This is a genomic window from Bryobacter aggregatus MPL3, assembly GCF_000702445.1.
Classification (GTDB): domain Bacteria; phylum Acidobacteriota; class Terriglobia; order Bryobacterales; family Bryobacteraceae; genus Bryobacter; species Bryobacter aggregatus.
The window spans coordinates 2,176,519-2,193,324 of the sequence record NZ_JNIF01000003.1 but is presented as its reverse complement, the minus strand read 5'-3'; the positions used below and the strand labels follow the sequence as shown (position 1 = coordinate 2,193,324).

Below are 16,806 nucleotides of genomic sequence, written 5' to 3'. Positions count from 1 at the left end.
TCTATCGCAATCGCCAGTCCAGAGGACTAGGATATCTGTATGAAACTCCTCATTCTGCTGCTGGCCGTGTCAGGATTGTTCGGACAATCAGTCGCAGGAACTTATCTCGGCCAATTGGATGCCGGCTTTGCGGGCAAGCTTCGGCTGGGTCTAGAATTACGCCAGTCCAGCGAAGGCAAGCTCAGCGGCGAGATCGTCTCGATCGACCAAGGCTATGCCAACATTCCGGCGGCAAGCGTGCAGGTGGAAGGGAAGCTTCTAAAAATCAGCTTGCCGGTAATCGGCGCAAGCTATGAAGGCAGCTTCAGCGAGGATGGAAAAACCATCACCGGCACCTTCACACAGGGCGCAGCCTTGGAACTGGTGCTCAAGCGCGTCGCGGAGTTACCCAGGCCGGCAAGGCCACAGGAGCCGAAGCCGCCTTTTGTGTATGAAGTCGAAGAAGTGAGCTTCACCGGAGGCGCGCCGGACGTCACCCTGGCCGCGACACTCACCAAGCCGAAGGGCGCAGGCCGGTTTGCGGCAGTGGTGTTGGTATCTGGGTCTGGCCCGCAGAATCGCGACGAGGAACTGGCCGGCCACAAGCCCTTTTGGATCTGGGCCGATGCGCTCACCCGCGCCGGCTTTACAGTGTTGCGTTATGACGACCGGGGCACCGCAAAATCGACCGGAAAATTTAAGGGCTCTACCTCGAACGATTTTGCGCTTGATGCCGCGGGAGCGGTGACTTATCTTCGAACGCGTAAGGATATCGATGCAACGAAGATCGTCGTGATGGGGCATAGCGAGGGCGGGCTCATCGCGCCCATCGTGGCCGCCGCGGACCCGAAGCTGGCAGGCATCGTATTGCTGGCAGGCACCGGAGTGACGGGCGAAAAAGTGCTGCGGCGCCAACTCCCCGATCTGGCTCGCGCCGCCGGACTCAACGAAGAGATGGCACAGGAGAATGCGAAGAAGACCCTCGAGAAGATGCAAGCAAATCTGTCGAGCGACCTTTGGCTCAAGCACTTCTGGGCCTACGATCCGGCACCGACGCTGCAGAAGGTGAAGTGTCCAGTGCTTGCATTGAATGGGTCACTCGACAAGCAGGTGAACGCGGACGAGAACCTGACAGCCATCGGAGCGGCGCTCCGCGAAGGCGGCAACAAGAACGTCACCATCGAGACGCTGCCCAAACTGAACCATCTCTTCCAAACCGCGCAGACCGGCAGTGGCCAGGAATACGGCAAGATCGAAGAGACTCTCTCGCCGGTGGCGATCGAAACCGTTCAGACCTGGCTTAAGAAGACTCTGTCCACGAAATGAGGCTGGTGGGCACACCGCGCTTCAGTTGCGAGTGACGGGGAGGGTCTTGCTTGGCTGGAAAATCTAAGCGGTAGTGGCCCCCGCGCGACTCCTCGCGCAGCAGTGCCGCCTTTGCTACCAGCCGCAGCACTGTCGCCAGATTGCGGCGTTCGTAATCCTTGCGATCCGGCTCCTCGATCAATTCGCGTCCGCCCTGATCCACGGCATGCAATACGGCCGAGATGCCTGCGGCATCGCGCAGAATGCCGCAACCGTCCCAGGCCAGAGTCTGGAGTTGCTCGCGCTTGAGCAGCGGAAACTGCTCATCGCCAAAGGTACGGCCAAGCTCGGGGCCCTTCGCGGCGCCAAGCATCGCTTCGCCGGCGCGGGCACCGAAAACAACACCTTCGAGCAGCGAATTACTCGCCAATCGATTCGCCCCATGAACACCTGTACAGGCAGCTTCGCCAGCGGCAAAGAGGCCGTTGACACTGGTGCGGCCATGAAGATCGGTACGCACACCGCCCATGATGTAGTGGGCCGCAGGATGTACAGGAGCGGCTTGCTTGGTGAGATCGATTCCAAAGCGGAAGCAGGTCTCATAAATGGTGGGAAAGCGCTGGCGGATCCAGGCTGCATCCTTATGGCTCAGGTCGAGGAGAACATGAGTCGAGTGCGTCGCACGCATTTCAGCGACGATCGAGCGGCTCACCACATCGCGCGGCGCCAGTTCTTCCATTGGGTGATAGCGCTGCATGAAGCGCTCACCGTTAATGTTCCGCAGCAACGCGCCCTCGCCGCGCAGAGCCTCGCTGAGCAGGAATCGAGGACGGCCCGGAATGTATAAAGCAGTGGGATGAAACTGGATAAATTCGACATCCGCCACTTCTGCCCCGGCTCGATAAGCAATCCCGATGCCATCGCCCGTTGCAACGCTCGGGTTGGTGGTATTGAGAAAGAGCTGCCCTGCCCCGCCGGTGGCCAGCAGCACCGCTCGCGAATAGACGTTGACCCGGACCCGCGCCTTCTGGTCATAGGCGACAGCGCCAATGACTTGCCCGTCTTCGATCAACAGGTCGGTGACAGCGGCAAAACTCTCAAAGCGTAGGTTCGGCAGTGAGCGAGCCTTCTCATACAGAGACCGGGCAATCTCGTGCCCGGTGGAATCGCCCCCCGCATGCAGCACGCGGCTCCGGCTATGCGCCCCTTCCCGGGCCATGAGAAACTGCCCATTTTCCTTATCGAAATTCGCTCCCCAGGCCAGTAATTCTTCGATTCGGGCTGGACCCTCTTGAACCAGGGCTGCAACCGCCGGTTCGTAACACAAACCATCGCCCGCAAGCAAGGTGTCCTGGAAATGCAACGTAAAATTATCATCATCGGAGAGAGCTACTGCGATGCCACCTTGCGCGTATTCCGTAGAAGACTCTTCGATTGTGTCCTTGGCCACCACGAGTACCGTCCCATGCTCGGCCAAGGTGATCGCTGCTCTCAATCCCGCCACACCCGCGCCCACGACCAGAAAGTCGAAGGACATTTTTTCTTTATGAAACAAACGCTTACCCTACTTGTATTTTTCCTTGCGAGCCTTGGGGCCTCCGCACAAGATTATTTCCCGCTCGTGCCGGGAAGCACCTGGATCTATCGCCAGACATCCGGCACCGGACAGGAAACGCTGACACTCAAACTTGGCGAATCCGTACAACTGAAGAACAAAACCTATCATCGCCTGACTGGCTATGCGGCGGCAGAAGTTCTGATCCGTCGTGACGAAGATGGCGGCTTCCAACAGATTCATCCGGTAAATAAACTGGAATCCCCCTTCCTCTTCTTCGATGGTCTCAAGTTTGCCCGCGACATTGCGCCCTGCTATGAAAATGGCCTGTTCACTCAAAAGCTCGACAGCTATCACGGGCCAATTGGTTACTTTGAAGGAGCTGCCACCATCGAATACTCTGGGGGCAACTGTGCCGACACAGGGCTGACCAGCGAAACCTTTGTGCCGAACTTGGGGCTGGTTCGCCGTGCCCAGACTTCCTTTACCGGCGAGCGCGTATTCGAGTTGATCTATGCGCAAATCGGCGGCATCACCTATCTGAACGAAGCCGGGGTGAGTGCTTCGATCTCAGTCACCAATCTGGGCGAGGGCAAGGTGGGCGCACGTCTGACCTTGACCAACCGGAACGAGTTGCCCTTAATTCTGCAGTTCGCCTCCGGTCAGATCTATGACTTCATCATTCGGGACGAAGCTGGCGAAGTGGCCTATCGCTGGAGCGCCGATAAGCTGTTCACCGCAGAAGCAAAGCAGATTCGTCTCTTCGGCGAAGAGGTGTGGCAGGAGACGCTCCCCTTCCACGCAAAGACAGTCGGCCTCTATTCAGTGGAAGCTGTGCTCATGACCCGGAATGGCCAGAAGTTCTCGGCCACGGCGAGCCTCAGTTTGCCATAGCCTGCCGGAGATTCTCCGTGAGTTGTTCCATGCGCTCCGGCAGCAGCTTTGCGCCGCCGGAGCGCAAGTAGAAGACGTCGACGGCACGTTGCCCTTCCGTGTGCAGCAACACGGTATCAATCTCGCAGCCTTGTTCCGAGATGGTACGCGCGACATCATAGAGCAGACCGGGCCGATCCTGAGCCTGCAATTCCAGCAGAGTGGCATGCTGCGAAGTTTCGTTGTCGAAGCGAAGCACTGTATCGATCTGCATGCGGTAACGGATGTTTGGCTTCGAGCGGCGGCGCAACAGCCGTTCCGCTGTTTCCTTTCCCAAGACGACCCGCCGGATGGCCTCCTTCACCTCATTGACAATGGGTGGGTTGAGTTCCAGGGTCCGTACCGGATCGGTAAAAACAAAGAGATCCAGCACCTCCTGGCGCGCATTGCCGAAAGCTTCTGCCTTTAAGATGTTCATCCCGAAACTGGCAAGAGTTCCCGCGAGATCTGCCAGCAGGCGCGGCCGGTCCTGGGCCACCACAATCAACTGCCAATCATCCTGGCGGCGGCGAAGATCACAAGCAACGCCAATATGCAGAGCCGCCGTCGAAAGCGAGAGATGCAGTGCGCGATCTCCATCTGTGGTGCGGAACCAGTAACGGGTGGGAAAGCCTTTCGCAAACTCCGCCATGGCGCCTGAGACATCGGGCGGCGAGGCAATGCGGTCATCCTCCAGCTCTTTCGTCAATTCCCGTTCGATGGCAGTGTGCGCGTGCCACAGCTGCGTTCGGCGCCAGGTCGTCATGGCACCCGGAAACACGGCACTCGAATCCGCAATTGTCAGCAAGGTCAGCATCCCCAGATACTCTTTGGTCTCCATGCGATGCGCAGCCTGTGCAGCCACCTCCGGGTCGCCGACATCGCGCGTCGAGATCAGTGTCGATAAGAACAAATGCTCGCCAATCAGCCGCTCGATCACCGATAGATCTTCTGCGGGAATCCCGATGCGCCCTCCCACTTCTTGGGCAATCGCAACAGCGCGCGCATCATGATCGCCGCCCATGCCCTTGCCGATATCGTGCAGCAGCAACGCAAAGCGCAACAGCGGCTTGGTATCGCAATTGAGCCAGAGCGCGCCAAACTGCGCCTCTTCAAAGCCCAGCGACTCCAAGCCTTCGAGCGCAATCATCGTATGCTCATCCACCGTATAGCGATGATAGAAATCGCGAACCACCAAACAGTCGATATGCTCCCACTCGGGAAGCTGCGTATTGAGAAAGCCGGTTTCTGCCATCGCGCGCAAAGCGATGGCAGCGTGCGGAAGCTCCAGCAGCGTGCGCCATTCCTGCCAGGTCCACTGAGGAGTGGCGGTAATGCGCTTCTGCGTATCGCGGGCCAAGCGGAGTCCATGACGAGCCTGAAATACGAAGAGCCGGTGGGTCGCCCCAGGATCAGTCTGAAAGGCCGCGGGATGACGCAGCAGAATCTGCTCACGCGAAACCGTAAATTCACTATTCGAGAGCTTTGAGCGCGACTCAAAGAAAGTTCCCACCAAGCCGGGACGCCGGTCGAGCACACGTTCTTTCAATTCCCGGCAACAAGCGTAGATCCGGCGCGCCTGCCGGAAATAAATACGCATCCAGCTTTCCGGAGTGTCAGAGAGCGCATCCTGTTCCTCAAAGCGAAGAACATTCTGATCCCGGCCAGCATGGACATGCAGCGCCCAGCGAATGGCGAATAGCACTTCGCTCTCGGCCTCGAGATCAGGCGCCGCCTCCACGCCAAGCTTCGCAAACCAACGGATGGTGTTCAGATCGCGCAAGCCCCCGCAAGTGTCCTTCATATCGGGCTCGAGGTGTTGGATCGTATGCTGGAAGCGCTCGTGCCGGCGATCGGTCATCCGCGCCAGTTCGGCGGCCAGATCATTAGGAGGCTTGCGGCAGACATCCTCACAACTCTTGGCCAATGCGGTATTTCCGGTGAGAAAACGGCGATCGAGCAGGCTGATACTGAACTCGACATTCCCCGGACTGATGCGCTTGCAGTCTGCAACCGTGTGGACGCTGTGGCTTGCCCGGAAGCCGCCATCCCACAGTACGCGGAGGAACTCGCTCAGTTCTCCAGCAACAAAAGTGTTCGGCTCCTCGAGAATCAGAAGGTCAATATCGGAGTAAGGAAAAAGCTCCTGGCGGCCATAGCCCCCAACAGCAAAAACACAACTTCTCAAGCGCTGCGCTGGTACAACGGACTGCTCCCAGGCCGCGAGAACAAAACGGTCAACTTCACTCGAACGCGCCAGCATTCTGGCTGCGGTTGGACCCATATCCAAATGTACCCGAGACGCCGTTAGAATTGGAGACGAAAGACTATGACTCAAAAGCTGCTTATAGCAATCGCCGCTGCATCGTTGTGTAGCCTGGGCCTTGTGGCCTGGCAGGCTCAAGTAAAACTGCCGCCCCCCTTCCAAACCCCATCCGCCAATAACCGTCCGCAGGTTGTCGAAAAGCCGACTGGCGCCAAGCTCACGCTGCCTGCCGGTTTTACAGTCGAAGAATTCGCAACCGGATTCCAGAAGCCGCGCTACATGATGCTGGGTCCGTCCAACGAGATTCTGTTGAGCGATTCGATGAACAACGGCTCGGTCTTTGTTCTGCTCGATACCAACAAGGATGGCAAGATCGATGACCGCAAGGAGATCCTGAAAGGTCTCGATCGTCCCTATGGCCTGCTGCTCTGGAAGGACTATCTTTATGTCGGCGAAACCACTTCCCTGAAGCGCTATAAATACAACACCAAGGCCTTCAGCGTCGGCCCCGGAGAAGAAGTTCTCAACATGAAAGACTTTGGCGCCGGCCATTGGACGCGTAGTTTGAGCCTGGATAAAAAGGGCGAGAACATCCTGGTAGGCATCGGCTCACGCAGCAACGTCGACGCGGGGGAACCGGAAATGCGCGCGGCAATCGTCAGGATCAGCCCTGACGGCAAGACCAAGGACATCTACGCTTCCGGAACGCGCAACCCCATCGGGCTGCACCTGCAACCTGGCACCGGTGAAGTCTGGGCCGCCGTCCAGGAACGGGACGGACTCGGCGATGACCTGGTCCCCGATTACTTCACCAGCATCAAGCAGGGCGGCTTTTACGGCTGGCCTTATTCCTACATCGGTCAGAATGAAGACCCCCGCCGAAAAGGGGAGAAGCCGGAACTGGTGGCAAAGACGATCACTCCTGACCTCCCGCTCGGCGCACACGTTGCCGTGCTCGACTTCCTGTTCTACACCGGCAAGCAATTCCCGAAGGACTACCAGGGCGGCGCATTCATTGCCCAGCATGGTTCCTGGAACCGGTCCAAGCGCGTTGGCTACAACGTGATGTTCGTTCCGTTTAAGAATGGCAAGCCAGCCGGTCAGCCCAAAGAGTTTCTGCAGGGCTGGATGCTGGCGCCCGACCAGCGTGAAGTCTGGGGCCGCCCCGTGGGACTTCTGCAATTGCCGGACGGCAGCCTTCTAATCAGCGATGACGGTGGGAACAAAGTTTGGCGCGTCAGCTACAAGGGCTAGTCCTACTCCTTGCGCCGCTGCTTCTGCAGGCGCAGTTTTCTCACAAGGAGGCACTCGACAAGAAAGTCGAGTGCCTCACTTGCCATGCCCCACAGAAGAACTCAACCAGTCTGAGTGACAAGCATCGGGGCAAGATCCTCAAAGACTTCAATCACGCCCGCCATCTCAGTTTTGGCAATCTGGCGCCGATCCTTGCTGGCGCCATCGATCGCAAGGAATATATCGGTTCCCCGAATCACATTGACATTCTCAGGTTGCGGGCGGACTTGGTTACGGACAATGCCTGCAGCGCCTGCCATCGCGGCGTAGCGAATGCCACCGGTCCCTTGACCAAGGCGAACTTCCCGAACATGGAAGATTGTCTGGTCTGCCACAACAAGATCGACGCACCCTTCAGTTGCAGTAAATGCCACGCCGACACGATGAACTTGCGGCCTCCCAACCATACGCCGGACTTTCTCGACCGGCACACCACCGGCAAGATGAATCTCGACAAGACCACCTGCGCCTCCTGCCATGGCAAGCGCTTCACCTGTCAGGGCTGCCACTAAGCCCATGAAGACGCTGCTCTTCATTCTTGGCACCCGGCCTGAGGCGATCAAGCTGAGTCCGGTCATTCTGCACTTTCAGAAACTGCCCGCGGAGTTTCTCGTATGCGTGTGCACCACCGGACAACACCGCGAAATGGCGCGCCAGGCGCTGGCAGTGTTTGGCATTGTTCCGGACATCGATCTCGATTTGATGCTGCCCGGACAAACGCTCTTCCAATCGACATCCCGAATTCTCAGCGCGCTGGAGGGTGTGTTTTTCTCCCTCCAGCCTGACCTGGTATTGGTTCAGGGAGACACCACCACGACGCTCTGCGGCGCGCTGGGGGCCTTCTATGCAGGGGTGCCCGTCGCTCACATTGAGGCTGGCCTGCGCACCTGGGATCTCGCGCGGCCGTTTCCCGAAGAGGCAAATCGCCAACTCGCCTGCAAGCTCGCCAACCTGCATCTGGCGGCCACCCCATGGGCGGCAGAAAATCTGCGCCGCGAAGGAGTACCCGAGAGTACGATCTCCGTCACAGGCAATACGGGAATCGATGCGCTACTGCTCACGATGCAGAGCCTGCCCGCTTTTGATTGGCCTTTTCTCGATGCAAGCAAGCGGCTCATTTTGGTGACCGGGCACCGGCGGGAGAATTTTGGCGACGGCCTAGAACGTCTTTGCCGTGCCCTCGCCCGCTTGGCCGCACGGCCAGATGTGGAACTCGTCTACCCCGTGCATCCCAACCCCAAGGTGCGCGGCCCAGTGGAAGAACTGCTCCGCGGAAAGACGAATGTCCATCTGATTGCGCCCCAGGACTATCTGCCCTTCCTCGACCTGATGCACCGCAGCTTCTTCATCGTGACTGATTCCGGCGGCGTGCAAGAAGAAGGGCCTTCGCTTGGCAAACCGATCCTAGTGACCCGCGAGGTCACCGAGCGGCCGGAAGCAGTCGCGGCCGGAACCGTGCGCCTGGTAGGCACCGACGAAGAGAAAATCGTTCACGAGGCAAGCCTGCTTCTCGACGATCCAGTGGAATATGAGCGCCGCAGCCACATCCACAATCCTTATGGCGATGGACGGGCCTGTCCCCGGATCGAAACGGCCGTTCGCGCTTACTTCGAATCGCGATAGAAGCCGGCCACCGTCTCAACGACATAGGCTTGATCGTCCGGCGTCAGTTCCGGATAGATGGGAAGGCTCAGCGCCTCAGCAGCCAGCAATTCACTCACCGGCAAATCTCCCCGCTGATAGCCCAGGTCGGCATAGCATTCCTGCAGGTGCAGAGGCAGTGGATAGTAGATTTCGCAACCCACGCCGTGCGCCTGCAGATGCGCTTTCAATGCATCGCGGCGCTGGCAGCGGAGGGTGAACTGGTTGAAGACGTGGCGGGTCTGGTAGGGTGCAATCGACGGCAGGACGATGGGGAGATCGAAGGCGGCAAAGAGTTCGACATAGCGGGCAGCATTCTCCTGGCGACGCCGGGTCCAGGCATCGAGATGGCGCATCTTCACATTGAGGACAGCGGCCTGCATCGTATCGATGCGCGAATTGATGCCGACCAGTTCGTGCATGTACTTGTCGCGGCCACCATGTTGGCGCAGCTTCACCAGCGTTTCCGCCAGGGTCGGGTCATTGGTGGTGACGATGCCACTGTCGCCATAGCCGCCCAGATTCTTGCCCGGATAAAAGCTAAAGCAGCCTATAGCGCCGATCGAGCCGCAGCGGCGCCCCTTGTACTCGGCACCAATGGCCTGCGCCGCGTCCTCGACAACCACCGCACCGTACTGGGCGCCCAGTGCAAGCAGCGGGTCCATGTCGGCAGCAGCCCCATAGAGATGCACAGGCTGGATCGCCCAGACTCCCGAAGTCTTCTTCAGCACGTCTTCAACCTGATTCGGATCGAGATTGAAGGTGACCGGGTCGATATCGACAAAAACCGGCTCGATGCCGAGGATAGAAAGCGACCCAGCCGTTGCAAAGAACGAAAAAGGCGTCGTAATCACCTTGTCGCCCGGGCCAAGTTCAAGTGCCATCCAGGCCAGCAGCAGAGCATCGCTGCCGCTTGCGCAGCCAATCGCGTACTTTGACTGCGTGTAGCCGGCAATCTGGTGTTCCAGTTCGGCCACCGCCGGCCCCATGATGAAGCGCTGTGAATCGATGAGTGGAATCAATTCCGCGAGGATCTCTTCACGGATCTGCGCGTGTTGCGCAACGAGGTCGAGGAGCGGAACTTGCCGGGTCAGAGTAGACATGCTGCTACTTCCGATAGTATCGAGTGAGTGGAACAGATTGGGTTGGAGTGGAAGCCCTGGACGCCAGAAAAGTTCAGCGTAAAGCAAATCACCGCGCAGTTGAAGCGCTTATTGCGGGAGAAGTATTCGAACATTTCGGTATCGGGCGAGATTTCAGCGCTTAAGGTTGCCGCAAGCGGTCACCTCTACTTCAATCTCAAGGAAGAGGATACCGTCCTCTCCTGTGCGATGTACAAGCAGAATGCGCGCCTCTTAAAGACGGCGCTGCGCGATGGCATGCAAGTGCAGGCGCGCGGTTCGATCGACATTTATGAACCGCGCGGAGCCTATCAATTTCTGGTGGAACACGTGGAATTGCAGGGCGCCGGAGCCTTACAGCAGGCCTTTGAGGCATTAAAGCGGCGGCTCCAGGAGGAAGGCCTTTTTGAGGCCGCGCGCAAGCGTCCGCTGCCCAAGTACCCACGCCGGATTGGCATCGTCACCTCGCCTACCGGCGCCGTCATCCAGGACATGCTGCACGTCTTTGCGCGCCGCTCCCCTGGCCTCGAGATTCGCATCTATCCGGCGCTCGTCCAGGGCGCGGGCAGTGCGGAGCAACTTTGCGACGGGCTGCGCTACTTTACCGAAAGTGGCTGGCCGGATGTGATTGTCGTCGCCCGCGGCGGCGGCTCGATCGAAGACCTCTGGAGCTTCAACGAAGAAAGCGTCGCCCGCGCCATTGCTGCGAGCGCCATGCCCGTGGTTTCCGCAGTCGGCCACGAAACCGACTTCACCATCGCCGACTTTGTCGCCGACCTTCGCGCCCCCACGCCGTCTGCCGCGGCCGAAATCATCGCCCCCGATGTCACAGCGCTGATCGAGCGCATCGAAGGCCTCGAGCGGAGCATGGCGCGCAGTGTACGGCATAGCATCGCTACGCGGCGCGAGATGTTTTTCCGGCAAGGCGTCGAACGAGCACGTACGCTGCTGGTGCGGCGCTTGAATCGCTTAAGCCAGACCATCGACGAGAAGGATGCCCGTATGAACGGATTGCTCAAGAACCGGCTCTGGAATCTTCAGCTCCGCTACCAGAAGTGGACCTTCGATCTGATGCTGAAGGACCAGCGCATCCGCTTCATGATGCTGCGCGAGCGCCTTTGGAGCATGCAGGCCAAGCTCGATCGCCGCGTGACAGCGATCCTCAGTGAAAAGGCCCTCCGGCAGAAATCGCTGGAAGGCCAATTGTCGAATCTCAACCCCACCCGCATCCTCGATCGCGGCTTCGCGCTGGTTTTCGATGCAGACCGCAAAGTGATTCGCGATGCGAAGGCCGTTAGCGACGGACAAGCACTGCAGGTGCGCGTTGCCAGCGGCGAGTTCGGGGTGGTTGTCGGAACAGGAAAGACGCCGGCACGCCGAAAAACAAAAGCACCGGCCTAACACTTATTCCAAGCGATAGTTCGGTGCTTCCTTGGTGATGATCACGTCGTGCACATGGCTCTCCCGCAGGCCAGCCGGACTGACACGCAGGAACTTTGCCTTGTCTTGCAGTTCCCGAATCGTCCCCGCGCCGCAATAGCCCATCCCGGCGCGCAGGCCGCCCACCAACTGGAACACCAGTTCGCCCAGCGGACCCTTGCTCGCCACACGGCCTTCAATGCCTTCCGGCACCAGCTTGCCAACGCCTTCTTGTCCGTAGCGTTCGCTCGAACCCTGCGACATTGCGCCCTGCGAACCCATCCCGCGATAGCTCTTGAAGGTGCGGCCCTGGAACAGAATCGTCTCGCCCGGGCTCTCGTCGGTGCCGGCAAACAGGCTGCCAATCATGACGCAATCGGCGCCCGCGGCAATCGCCTTCGTCACGTCGCCGGAGAACTTGATGCCGCCATCGCTGATCAACGGAATTCCCGCCGGACGCGTTGCTTTGGCACATTCGGCAATCGCGGTAATCTGCGGCACACCGGCGCCGCTCACCACACGCGTCGTACAGATAGAACCGGGCCCAATGCCCACCTTGATCCCATCCGCGCCCAGATCAATGAGGTCTTTCGCGCCCTCATAGGTGGCAACGTTGCCCACCACCACCTGGACGCCCGAAAGCTTTTCCTTGATCGTCTTCAAGGCATGCAACACTCCTTCAGAATGTCCGTGTGCGCTATCGATCACCAACACATCGGCCTTTGCGGCAACCAGAGCGGTGGCGCGCTCCAGAAAATCTTTGCCCGCCCCAATCGCAGCCGCAACGCGCAGACGGCCTTGCAGATCCTTCGCGCTGTGCGGATACTTGATCTTCTTCTGGATGTCCTTGACGGTGATCAGGCCCTTGAGCGTGTAATCGTCATCCACCACCAGCAGCTTCTCGACGCGATGCTTGTGCAGAATCAGTTCCGCCTCTTCGAGCGTCGTGCCGACCGGGACGGTAATCAAATTCTCTTTCGTCATCAGGTCGCTGATCGGAAGATCGTAGCGAGTCTCAAAACGCAGATCGCGATTGGTGAGAATTCCCACCAATTTGCCGTTCTTGGTCACCGGAACGCCGCTGATCCGGTAGCGGCGCATCAGCGCCAGAGCGTCCTGGATGCGCTGATCGGGGTCGATTGTCACCGGATCGACAATCATCCCGCTTTCACTGCGCTTCACTTTATCGACTTCTTCCGCCTGCCGGTCGATGGAGAGATTTTTGTGGATGACTCCAATGCCTCCCTGCTGTGCGAGGGCGATGGCGAGGCCGCTTTCGGTGACGGTATCCATCGCCGAACTGATCAAAGGGATGTTGACACCAATCGACTTTGTGAAATTGGTTCTGGGGTCGACTTGCGCGGGCAACACGGCACTTCGCGCCGGAACGAGCAGTACGTCATCGAACGTGAGCCCTTCCGCTATGAACTCAGGAATCATTTTGTTCATGGTACGACAATGCGCGGGTGCACCCAAGCCCAATGAATACAGCACAAAATGCTAAAATGTATGGCTGGACAGATATGATTGCAGCAACACAAATTCGCCCGGGCATGGTCATCAAGTTCAATGGCGAACTCTATTCCGTATTTACGATGACTCACCGTACTCCGGGGAACCTGCGTGGCTTCGTTCAAGTCAAGATGCGCAACCTCCGCAGCGGCTCCATGAATGAACACCGCTTCGCCTCCGAAGACAAAGTCGAAAAGGCGCAGATGGATGAACACAAAATGGAGTACATGTACAACGACTCTGAGTTCTACTACTTCATGAACACAGAGACTTACGAACAGGTACAGCTCGCGGGCGAGTTCCTGGGCGATTCTGTCAACTACCTGATCGACAACCTTCCCGTCGTCGTCACCTACTATGACGGCCGTCCCATCAGCGTGGAGCCTCCCCCCACCGTCGACCTGCGCATTGTCGAAACCGAACCCAGCATCAAGGGCGCCAGCGTCTCCAACGTCGGCAAGCAGGCCAAGCTCGAGACCGGCATGATGGTCACTGTTCCGCAGTTCATCGAGCAGGGCGAGAAGATCCGCATCAACACCGCCGAAGGCACCTACATGGAACGCGCATAACTCTCCGCTATTGCAAAAGAAATCGCGCCCCAAGCTCATGCTGGCGGCGCGATTTTCTTTTGGGAGGCGAAGCTATTTGCCGACCATCGGGAACAGCTTGCGCAACAGCGCCTCATCCGGCTGCGTGCCATACTCGGAGACCTCGAACGCCTCCGCATGCTCCACACGGGCTGCACGCTCCTTGCCGTACCACTTCTCCAGAGAGGCCCGGATCGCAGGCGTAATCGTTCTCGTCCGCGACTTCTTTAACCAGGCGCGGCGCTCTGCCGGATTCGTGGGCACCTCACCCGGCATCTGCCCCACCCACGGCAACCATTCATACACCTGGCTCACATGCGCATCAAGAGCATCAATCTTCTTGTCAAAGGTATCGGTGATGTCGATGGCAATATCGGGGTGAAACGGCTCGGGCTTCTGGAAGCGATCCTGATAGTGCAGAAAAACCGGATTCTTCTTGAGCGGCGGAGTGTCGGGCGCCACATTCGGAACCATCACCATGAACGCCGCATCCTGCACCACCAGGCCGGTGTTGCGATGGTCCGGATGATAGTCATTTGAACGCGGCGACAGAACGATGTCGGCATTCCAGTCTCGAATGCGCCGGATCACCTGGAGGCGCACATCGAGCGTCGGGAACAATTCGCCATCGTGATTGTCGAGCACTTCATATTCGATCCCCAACCGCCGGCCGCTCTCCTGCGCCTCCAAGCGCCTGCGCTTGGCGAGCGCGCCACCTCCCGTGGTTTGGTGTCCGGCGTCGCCATTCGTCAAGGCGACAAACTTCACCTTATGCCCCATCGCAGCAAACTTCGCCGCAAGACCGGCAGAACCAATATCGCAATCGTCAGGATGAGCCCCGAACGCGATCACTCGAATCTGAGCGGACATCGCGAGGGTAGAGAGCAGAAGAAAACATAGAAGACGCATGGAACACTATTTTAGGTGTTCATCAGCCTTCACGGCGGTGGCAGTTTTCTGGAGTTCCCGCAGATTGAAGCCGGTGACGGACAAGGCCACAACTCCGGCAATCAGAAGCGGCAACGTGACAATCGCCCAGACGATCAGGCTAAAACGTTTGGCCACATCCGCATCGATGCCAAAAAACATCAGCGCAAACACGATCAACCCCTGATAAACACCCAGATTCCCCGGAGCCCCAGGAACAATCGTTCCAAGCCGGACGATCACGTTGACCACCGCCGCATCCCAGAGCGTAAAGCCAGTCAACCCATAAGCCCGCATCACACAATAGATCGGCACGGCCATCAGAAGCAGGTGCGGCAAGCTGGCCAGCCAGGATAAAAAGAAACTGCGCGAAGCGCCCATCGCCTGCAAGTCATCCACAAAGATGCGCGCCTTGTCGCCCCAACGCCAATGCTTTGCCAGTTCCTTCGCCTTGGTCTGGAAAGCAATGATAAAGGCAAGAGCGGCTGCCAGCAGCCCCACCACCAGAATCAGCACATAGCCGCCATCGCGGATGCGGCGCGGCAGGTCGACAAACTGCACCACAATGCTCAGGTACAGAACGAGCCAAATGCCATCGAAGATCCGCTCGATCGCAATGCTCGAAAGCACAACGCTAAACGGCAGGTGCCCCCAGCGCGACTGGAGATAACTGCGAATAATTTCGCCACTGCGGAAGGGCAGCACCTCGTTTGCGTAGAGGCCGACATAGATCGCGCGCACGCTGCGCATCACAGGAATGCGGGAGACCGGGCGCAACAGAATACTCCAACGCCAACCCTGAATCACGTAAACCAGAATGTCCGTAACCGCGGCAATAGCCACCCAGCCCCATTGCATTTGCTGGATCTCCGGCCATAACTCCGAAAGGTGGACGTCCTGGAGAACCCAGAACAGGATCCCCAACGAGGCAAGATTCGTTAGCACCAGCAGGAGAATGCTCTGCCAGCTTAGCTTGATGCGCTCCAAGTTCCATCATAGCGATGAAGGCCGTTTCGATTGGGTAACAAGCCATGCCGTCAAGGCAAGAAAGAGCAGAAGGTCGTAGGAGACATGAAACAGCAGGAGATGCCGGTAGGTTTCGCAGGCATCGGCCAGAGAGGCGACTGCAAATTCATAACTCCCCACCAGCAGCACTCCGGCGAGCGGCCAGCGCAAAGCCGCCACGCGCCAGACAAGCCAGGCAGCAGTTGGAACCAGTAGAAAAAGATGCCAAGGCGCCGCGGTAAAAAACCAGCTCTTCGCTTCGCTATACCAGCCGAAGCTCTTGGACCTGGAGCCATAAGCTTTGCCCGTAGAAGGCTCGTAGTTCCCCAGATTCTGGGCCCGAATCTGCGGTGCCTCGGTCGCCAGATCGGCATACAGAATCTTCACCGCCGTCCATGGATGCGTCAGATAGTACTTGGCGGCATTGCCATAGCCACCCGCCGGAAAAAAGCTGCGCAACCAGACCTCACTCTGCGCCGGGCTCTCGGGCATAAAGGCATGGGTGCCGATCCATCGCCTGTTGGCGGGGGCAACCTTCAAATCCTCCAGCGAGGACGGATCGACAACGCCAAGCTTGAAGAACGCCAGATTGTAATAGGCGGTCGCCTTGTATTCATCGCGAGTCTGGCTCAGCAGATAGCCACCGCCCACCAGAAGAGCGAGCGCGGCAGGCAGAAAACTCCGGCGCCCCTGCGCAAGCAGAATGAGCCCCAGCAGAACGGCAACAGGCGCGTGCGGCCCTTTCGATAAGGAGAAGCCCACTGCCCCCAAAGCGAGCGCCACCGGTTGCCCGGCAATCCAACTGGCAAAGAACACCAACAGAAAGATCAGGCTCGCCGCATCGAAATAGAAACTCTGGAAGTAAGTGACATAGGCCGCATCCGTGAACGCGACAATCGCAAACAGATTTGGAATGGCGCGCTGGCTCAGAAAGAACCACGCAGCCACGGAAAAGATCGCGGTATGCAACAGCCCCAGCCAACGCATGTCAAACGGCGCCGTACCGCCGATCCAGATCGCAAACCGCGTCAGCCAGACCTCAACACCCCAATAAGGACTCAGCCAGAACGCAGCCGGCGAAACTTCCCAGATGCGATTGAAGTAGTAAAACGTCTGCTGCGGCCCGGGTGCGGTCGGAGCGAGAGAATATCGACCCACCACCTTGGCAAAGTCCCCGTTGTCGGCCAGCCCTGTATAGGGAGGCACCCAAAGCTGCCACACAATGGGGCAGAGGAAGAGAAGAAGCCAAAGAAATTTGCTGCGCTTGCTCAACTTGTTCTAACT

Annotated in this window: 14 protein-coding genes; 7 read left to right on the top strand and 7 right to left on the bottom strand. The window is 58.5% G+C overall.

Annotated features, from left to right (window positions below):
* Window positions 1-39 precede the first annotated feature (39 nt).
* Entirely contained in the window at window positions 40-1,305 is a 1,266-nt protein-coding gene (locus tag M017_RS0110350; RefSeq protein WP_031497781.1) for an alpha/beta hydrolase family protein, read from the top strand.
* Here M017_RS0110350 and M017_RS0110345 read toward each other — a convergent pair.
* Entirely contained in the window at window positions 1,280-2,821 is a 1,542-nt protein-coding gene (locus tag M017_RS0110345; RefSeq protein ID WP_051669823.1) for an L-aspartate oxidase, read from the bottom strand. The genes M017_RS0110350 and M017_RS0110345 overlap by 26 nt on opposite strands.
* A 9-nt stretch (window positions 2,822-2,830) precedes the next feature.
* Between M017_RS0110345 and M017_RS0110340 the strand changes: the two genes are divergently transcribed.
* Window positions 2,831-3,733, top strand: coding sequence for a BsuPI-related putative proteinase inhibitor (locus M017_RS0110340; protein WP_031497779.1), 903 nt, complete (start codon window positions 2,831-2,833; stop codon window positions 3,731-3,733).
* Here the strand turns inward: M017_RS0110340 and M017_RS0110335 are convergent.
* Entirely contained in the window at window positions 3,720-6,035 is a 2,316-nt protein-coding gene (locus M017_RS0110335; RefSeq protein WP_162179882.1) for an ACT domain-containing protein, read from the bottom strand. The two genes, M017_RS0110340 and M017_RS0110335, sit on opposite strands and share 14 nt — an antisense overlap.
* A gap of 45 nt (window positions 6,036-6,080) precedes the next feature.
* Here M017_RS0110335 and M017_RS0110330 point away from each other — a divergent pair, with 45 nt between their 5' ends.
* The 3 genes from M017_RS0110330 to wecB are packed head-to-tail and all read left to right on the top strand — an operon-like array spanning window position 6,081 to window position 8,933.
* On the top strand, window positions 6,081-7,271 hold the full coding sequence (locus M017_RS0110330) for a PQQ-dependent sugar dehydrogenase (protein ID WP_080508003.1): 1,191 nt from the start codon (window positions 6,081-6,083) through the stop codon (window positions 7,269-7,271).
* A complete protein-coding gene (locus tag M017_RS0110325) occupies window positions 7,247-7,822 on the top strand; it encodes a hypothetical protein (protein ID WP_031497776.1) in 576 nt (191 codons plus the stop codon). The genes M017_RS0110330 and M017_RS0110325 overlap by 25 nt, the downstream gene beginning before the upstream one ends.
* Before the next feature lie 4 nt (window positions 7,823-7,826).
* Entirely contained in the window at window positions 7,827-8,933 is a 1,107-nt protein-coding gene (wecB, locus tag M017_RS0110320; protein WP_031497775.1) for a non-hydrolyzing UDP-N-acetylglucosamine 2-epimerase, read from the top strand.
* On the opposite strand, the gene M017_RS0110315 is transcribed toward wecB, so the two are convergent.
* Window positions 8,915-10,054 carry a DegT/DnrJ/EryC1/StrS family aminotransferase gene (locus M017_RS0110315; RefSeq protein ID WP_031497774.1) on the bottom strand — a complete coding sequence of 380 codons (1,140 nt, stop codon included), beginning with the start codon at window positions 10,052-10,054 and terminating at the stop codon, window positions 8,915-8,917. The two genes, wecB and M017_RS0110315, sit on opposite strands and share 19 nt — an antisense overlap.
* A 27-nt stretch (window positions 10,055-10,081) precedes the next feature.
* On the opposite strand from M017_RS0110315, the gene xseA reads away from it, so the two are divergent.
* Window positions 10,082-11,473: an exodeoxyribonuclease VII large subunit gene (gene xseA, locus M017_RS0110310; protein WP_031497773.1), complete on the top strand. Its 1,392-nt coding sequence runs from the start codon at window positions 10,082-10,084 to the stop codon at window positions 11,471-11,473.
* Between the two features lie 3 nt (window positions 11,474-11,476).
* Here xseA and guaB read toward each other — a convergent pair whose 3' ends face one another.
* Window positions 11,477-12,931, bottom strand: coding sequence for an IMP dehydrogenase (gene guaB, locus M017_RS0110305; RefSeq protein ID WP_031497772.1), 1,455 nt, complete (start codon window positions 12,929-12,931; stop codon window positions 11,477-11,479).
* An 83-nt stretch (window positions 12,932-13,014) separates the two neighbouring features.
* Between guaB and efp the strand changes: the two genes are divergently transcribed.
* Complete coding sequence (gene efp / locus M017_RS0110300) at window positions 13,015-13,572, top strand: elongation factor P (RefSeq protein ID WP_031497771.1); 558 nt, start codon at window positions 13,015-13,017, stop codon at window positions 13,570-13,572.
* 72 nt (window positions 13,573-13,644) lie between these two features.
* On the opposite strand, the gene M017_RS0110295 is transcribed toward efp, so the two are convergent.
* Genes M017_RS0110295 through wsfD form a run of 3 tightly spaced genes read right to left on the bottom strand, consistent with a single transcriptional unit; the run spans window position 13,645 to window position 16,794 of the window.
* On the bottom strand, window positions 13,645-14,499 hold the full coding sequence (locus M017_RS0110295; protein WP_031497770.1) for a PIG-L deacetylase family protein: 855 nt from the start codon (window positions 14,497-14,499) through the stop codon (window positions 13,645-13,647).
* 6 nt (window positions 14,500-14,505) lie between these two features.
* Window positions 14,506-15,504: a lysylphosphatidylglycerol synthase transmembrane domain-containing protein gene (locus tag M017_RS0110290; protein WP_031497769.1), complete on the bottom strand. Its 999-nt coding sequence runs from the start codon at window positions 15,502-15,504 to the stop codon at window positions 14,506-14,508.
* A 6-nt stretch (window positions 15,505-15,510) separates the two neighbouring features.
* Entirely contained in the window at window positions 15,511-16,794 is a 1,284-nt protein-coding gene (gene wsfD / locus M017_RS0110285; RefSeq protein WP_051669819.1) for a glycan biosynthesis hexose transferase WsfD, read from the bottom strand.
* Window positions 16,795-16,806 lie beyond the last annotated feature (12 nt).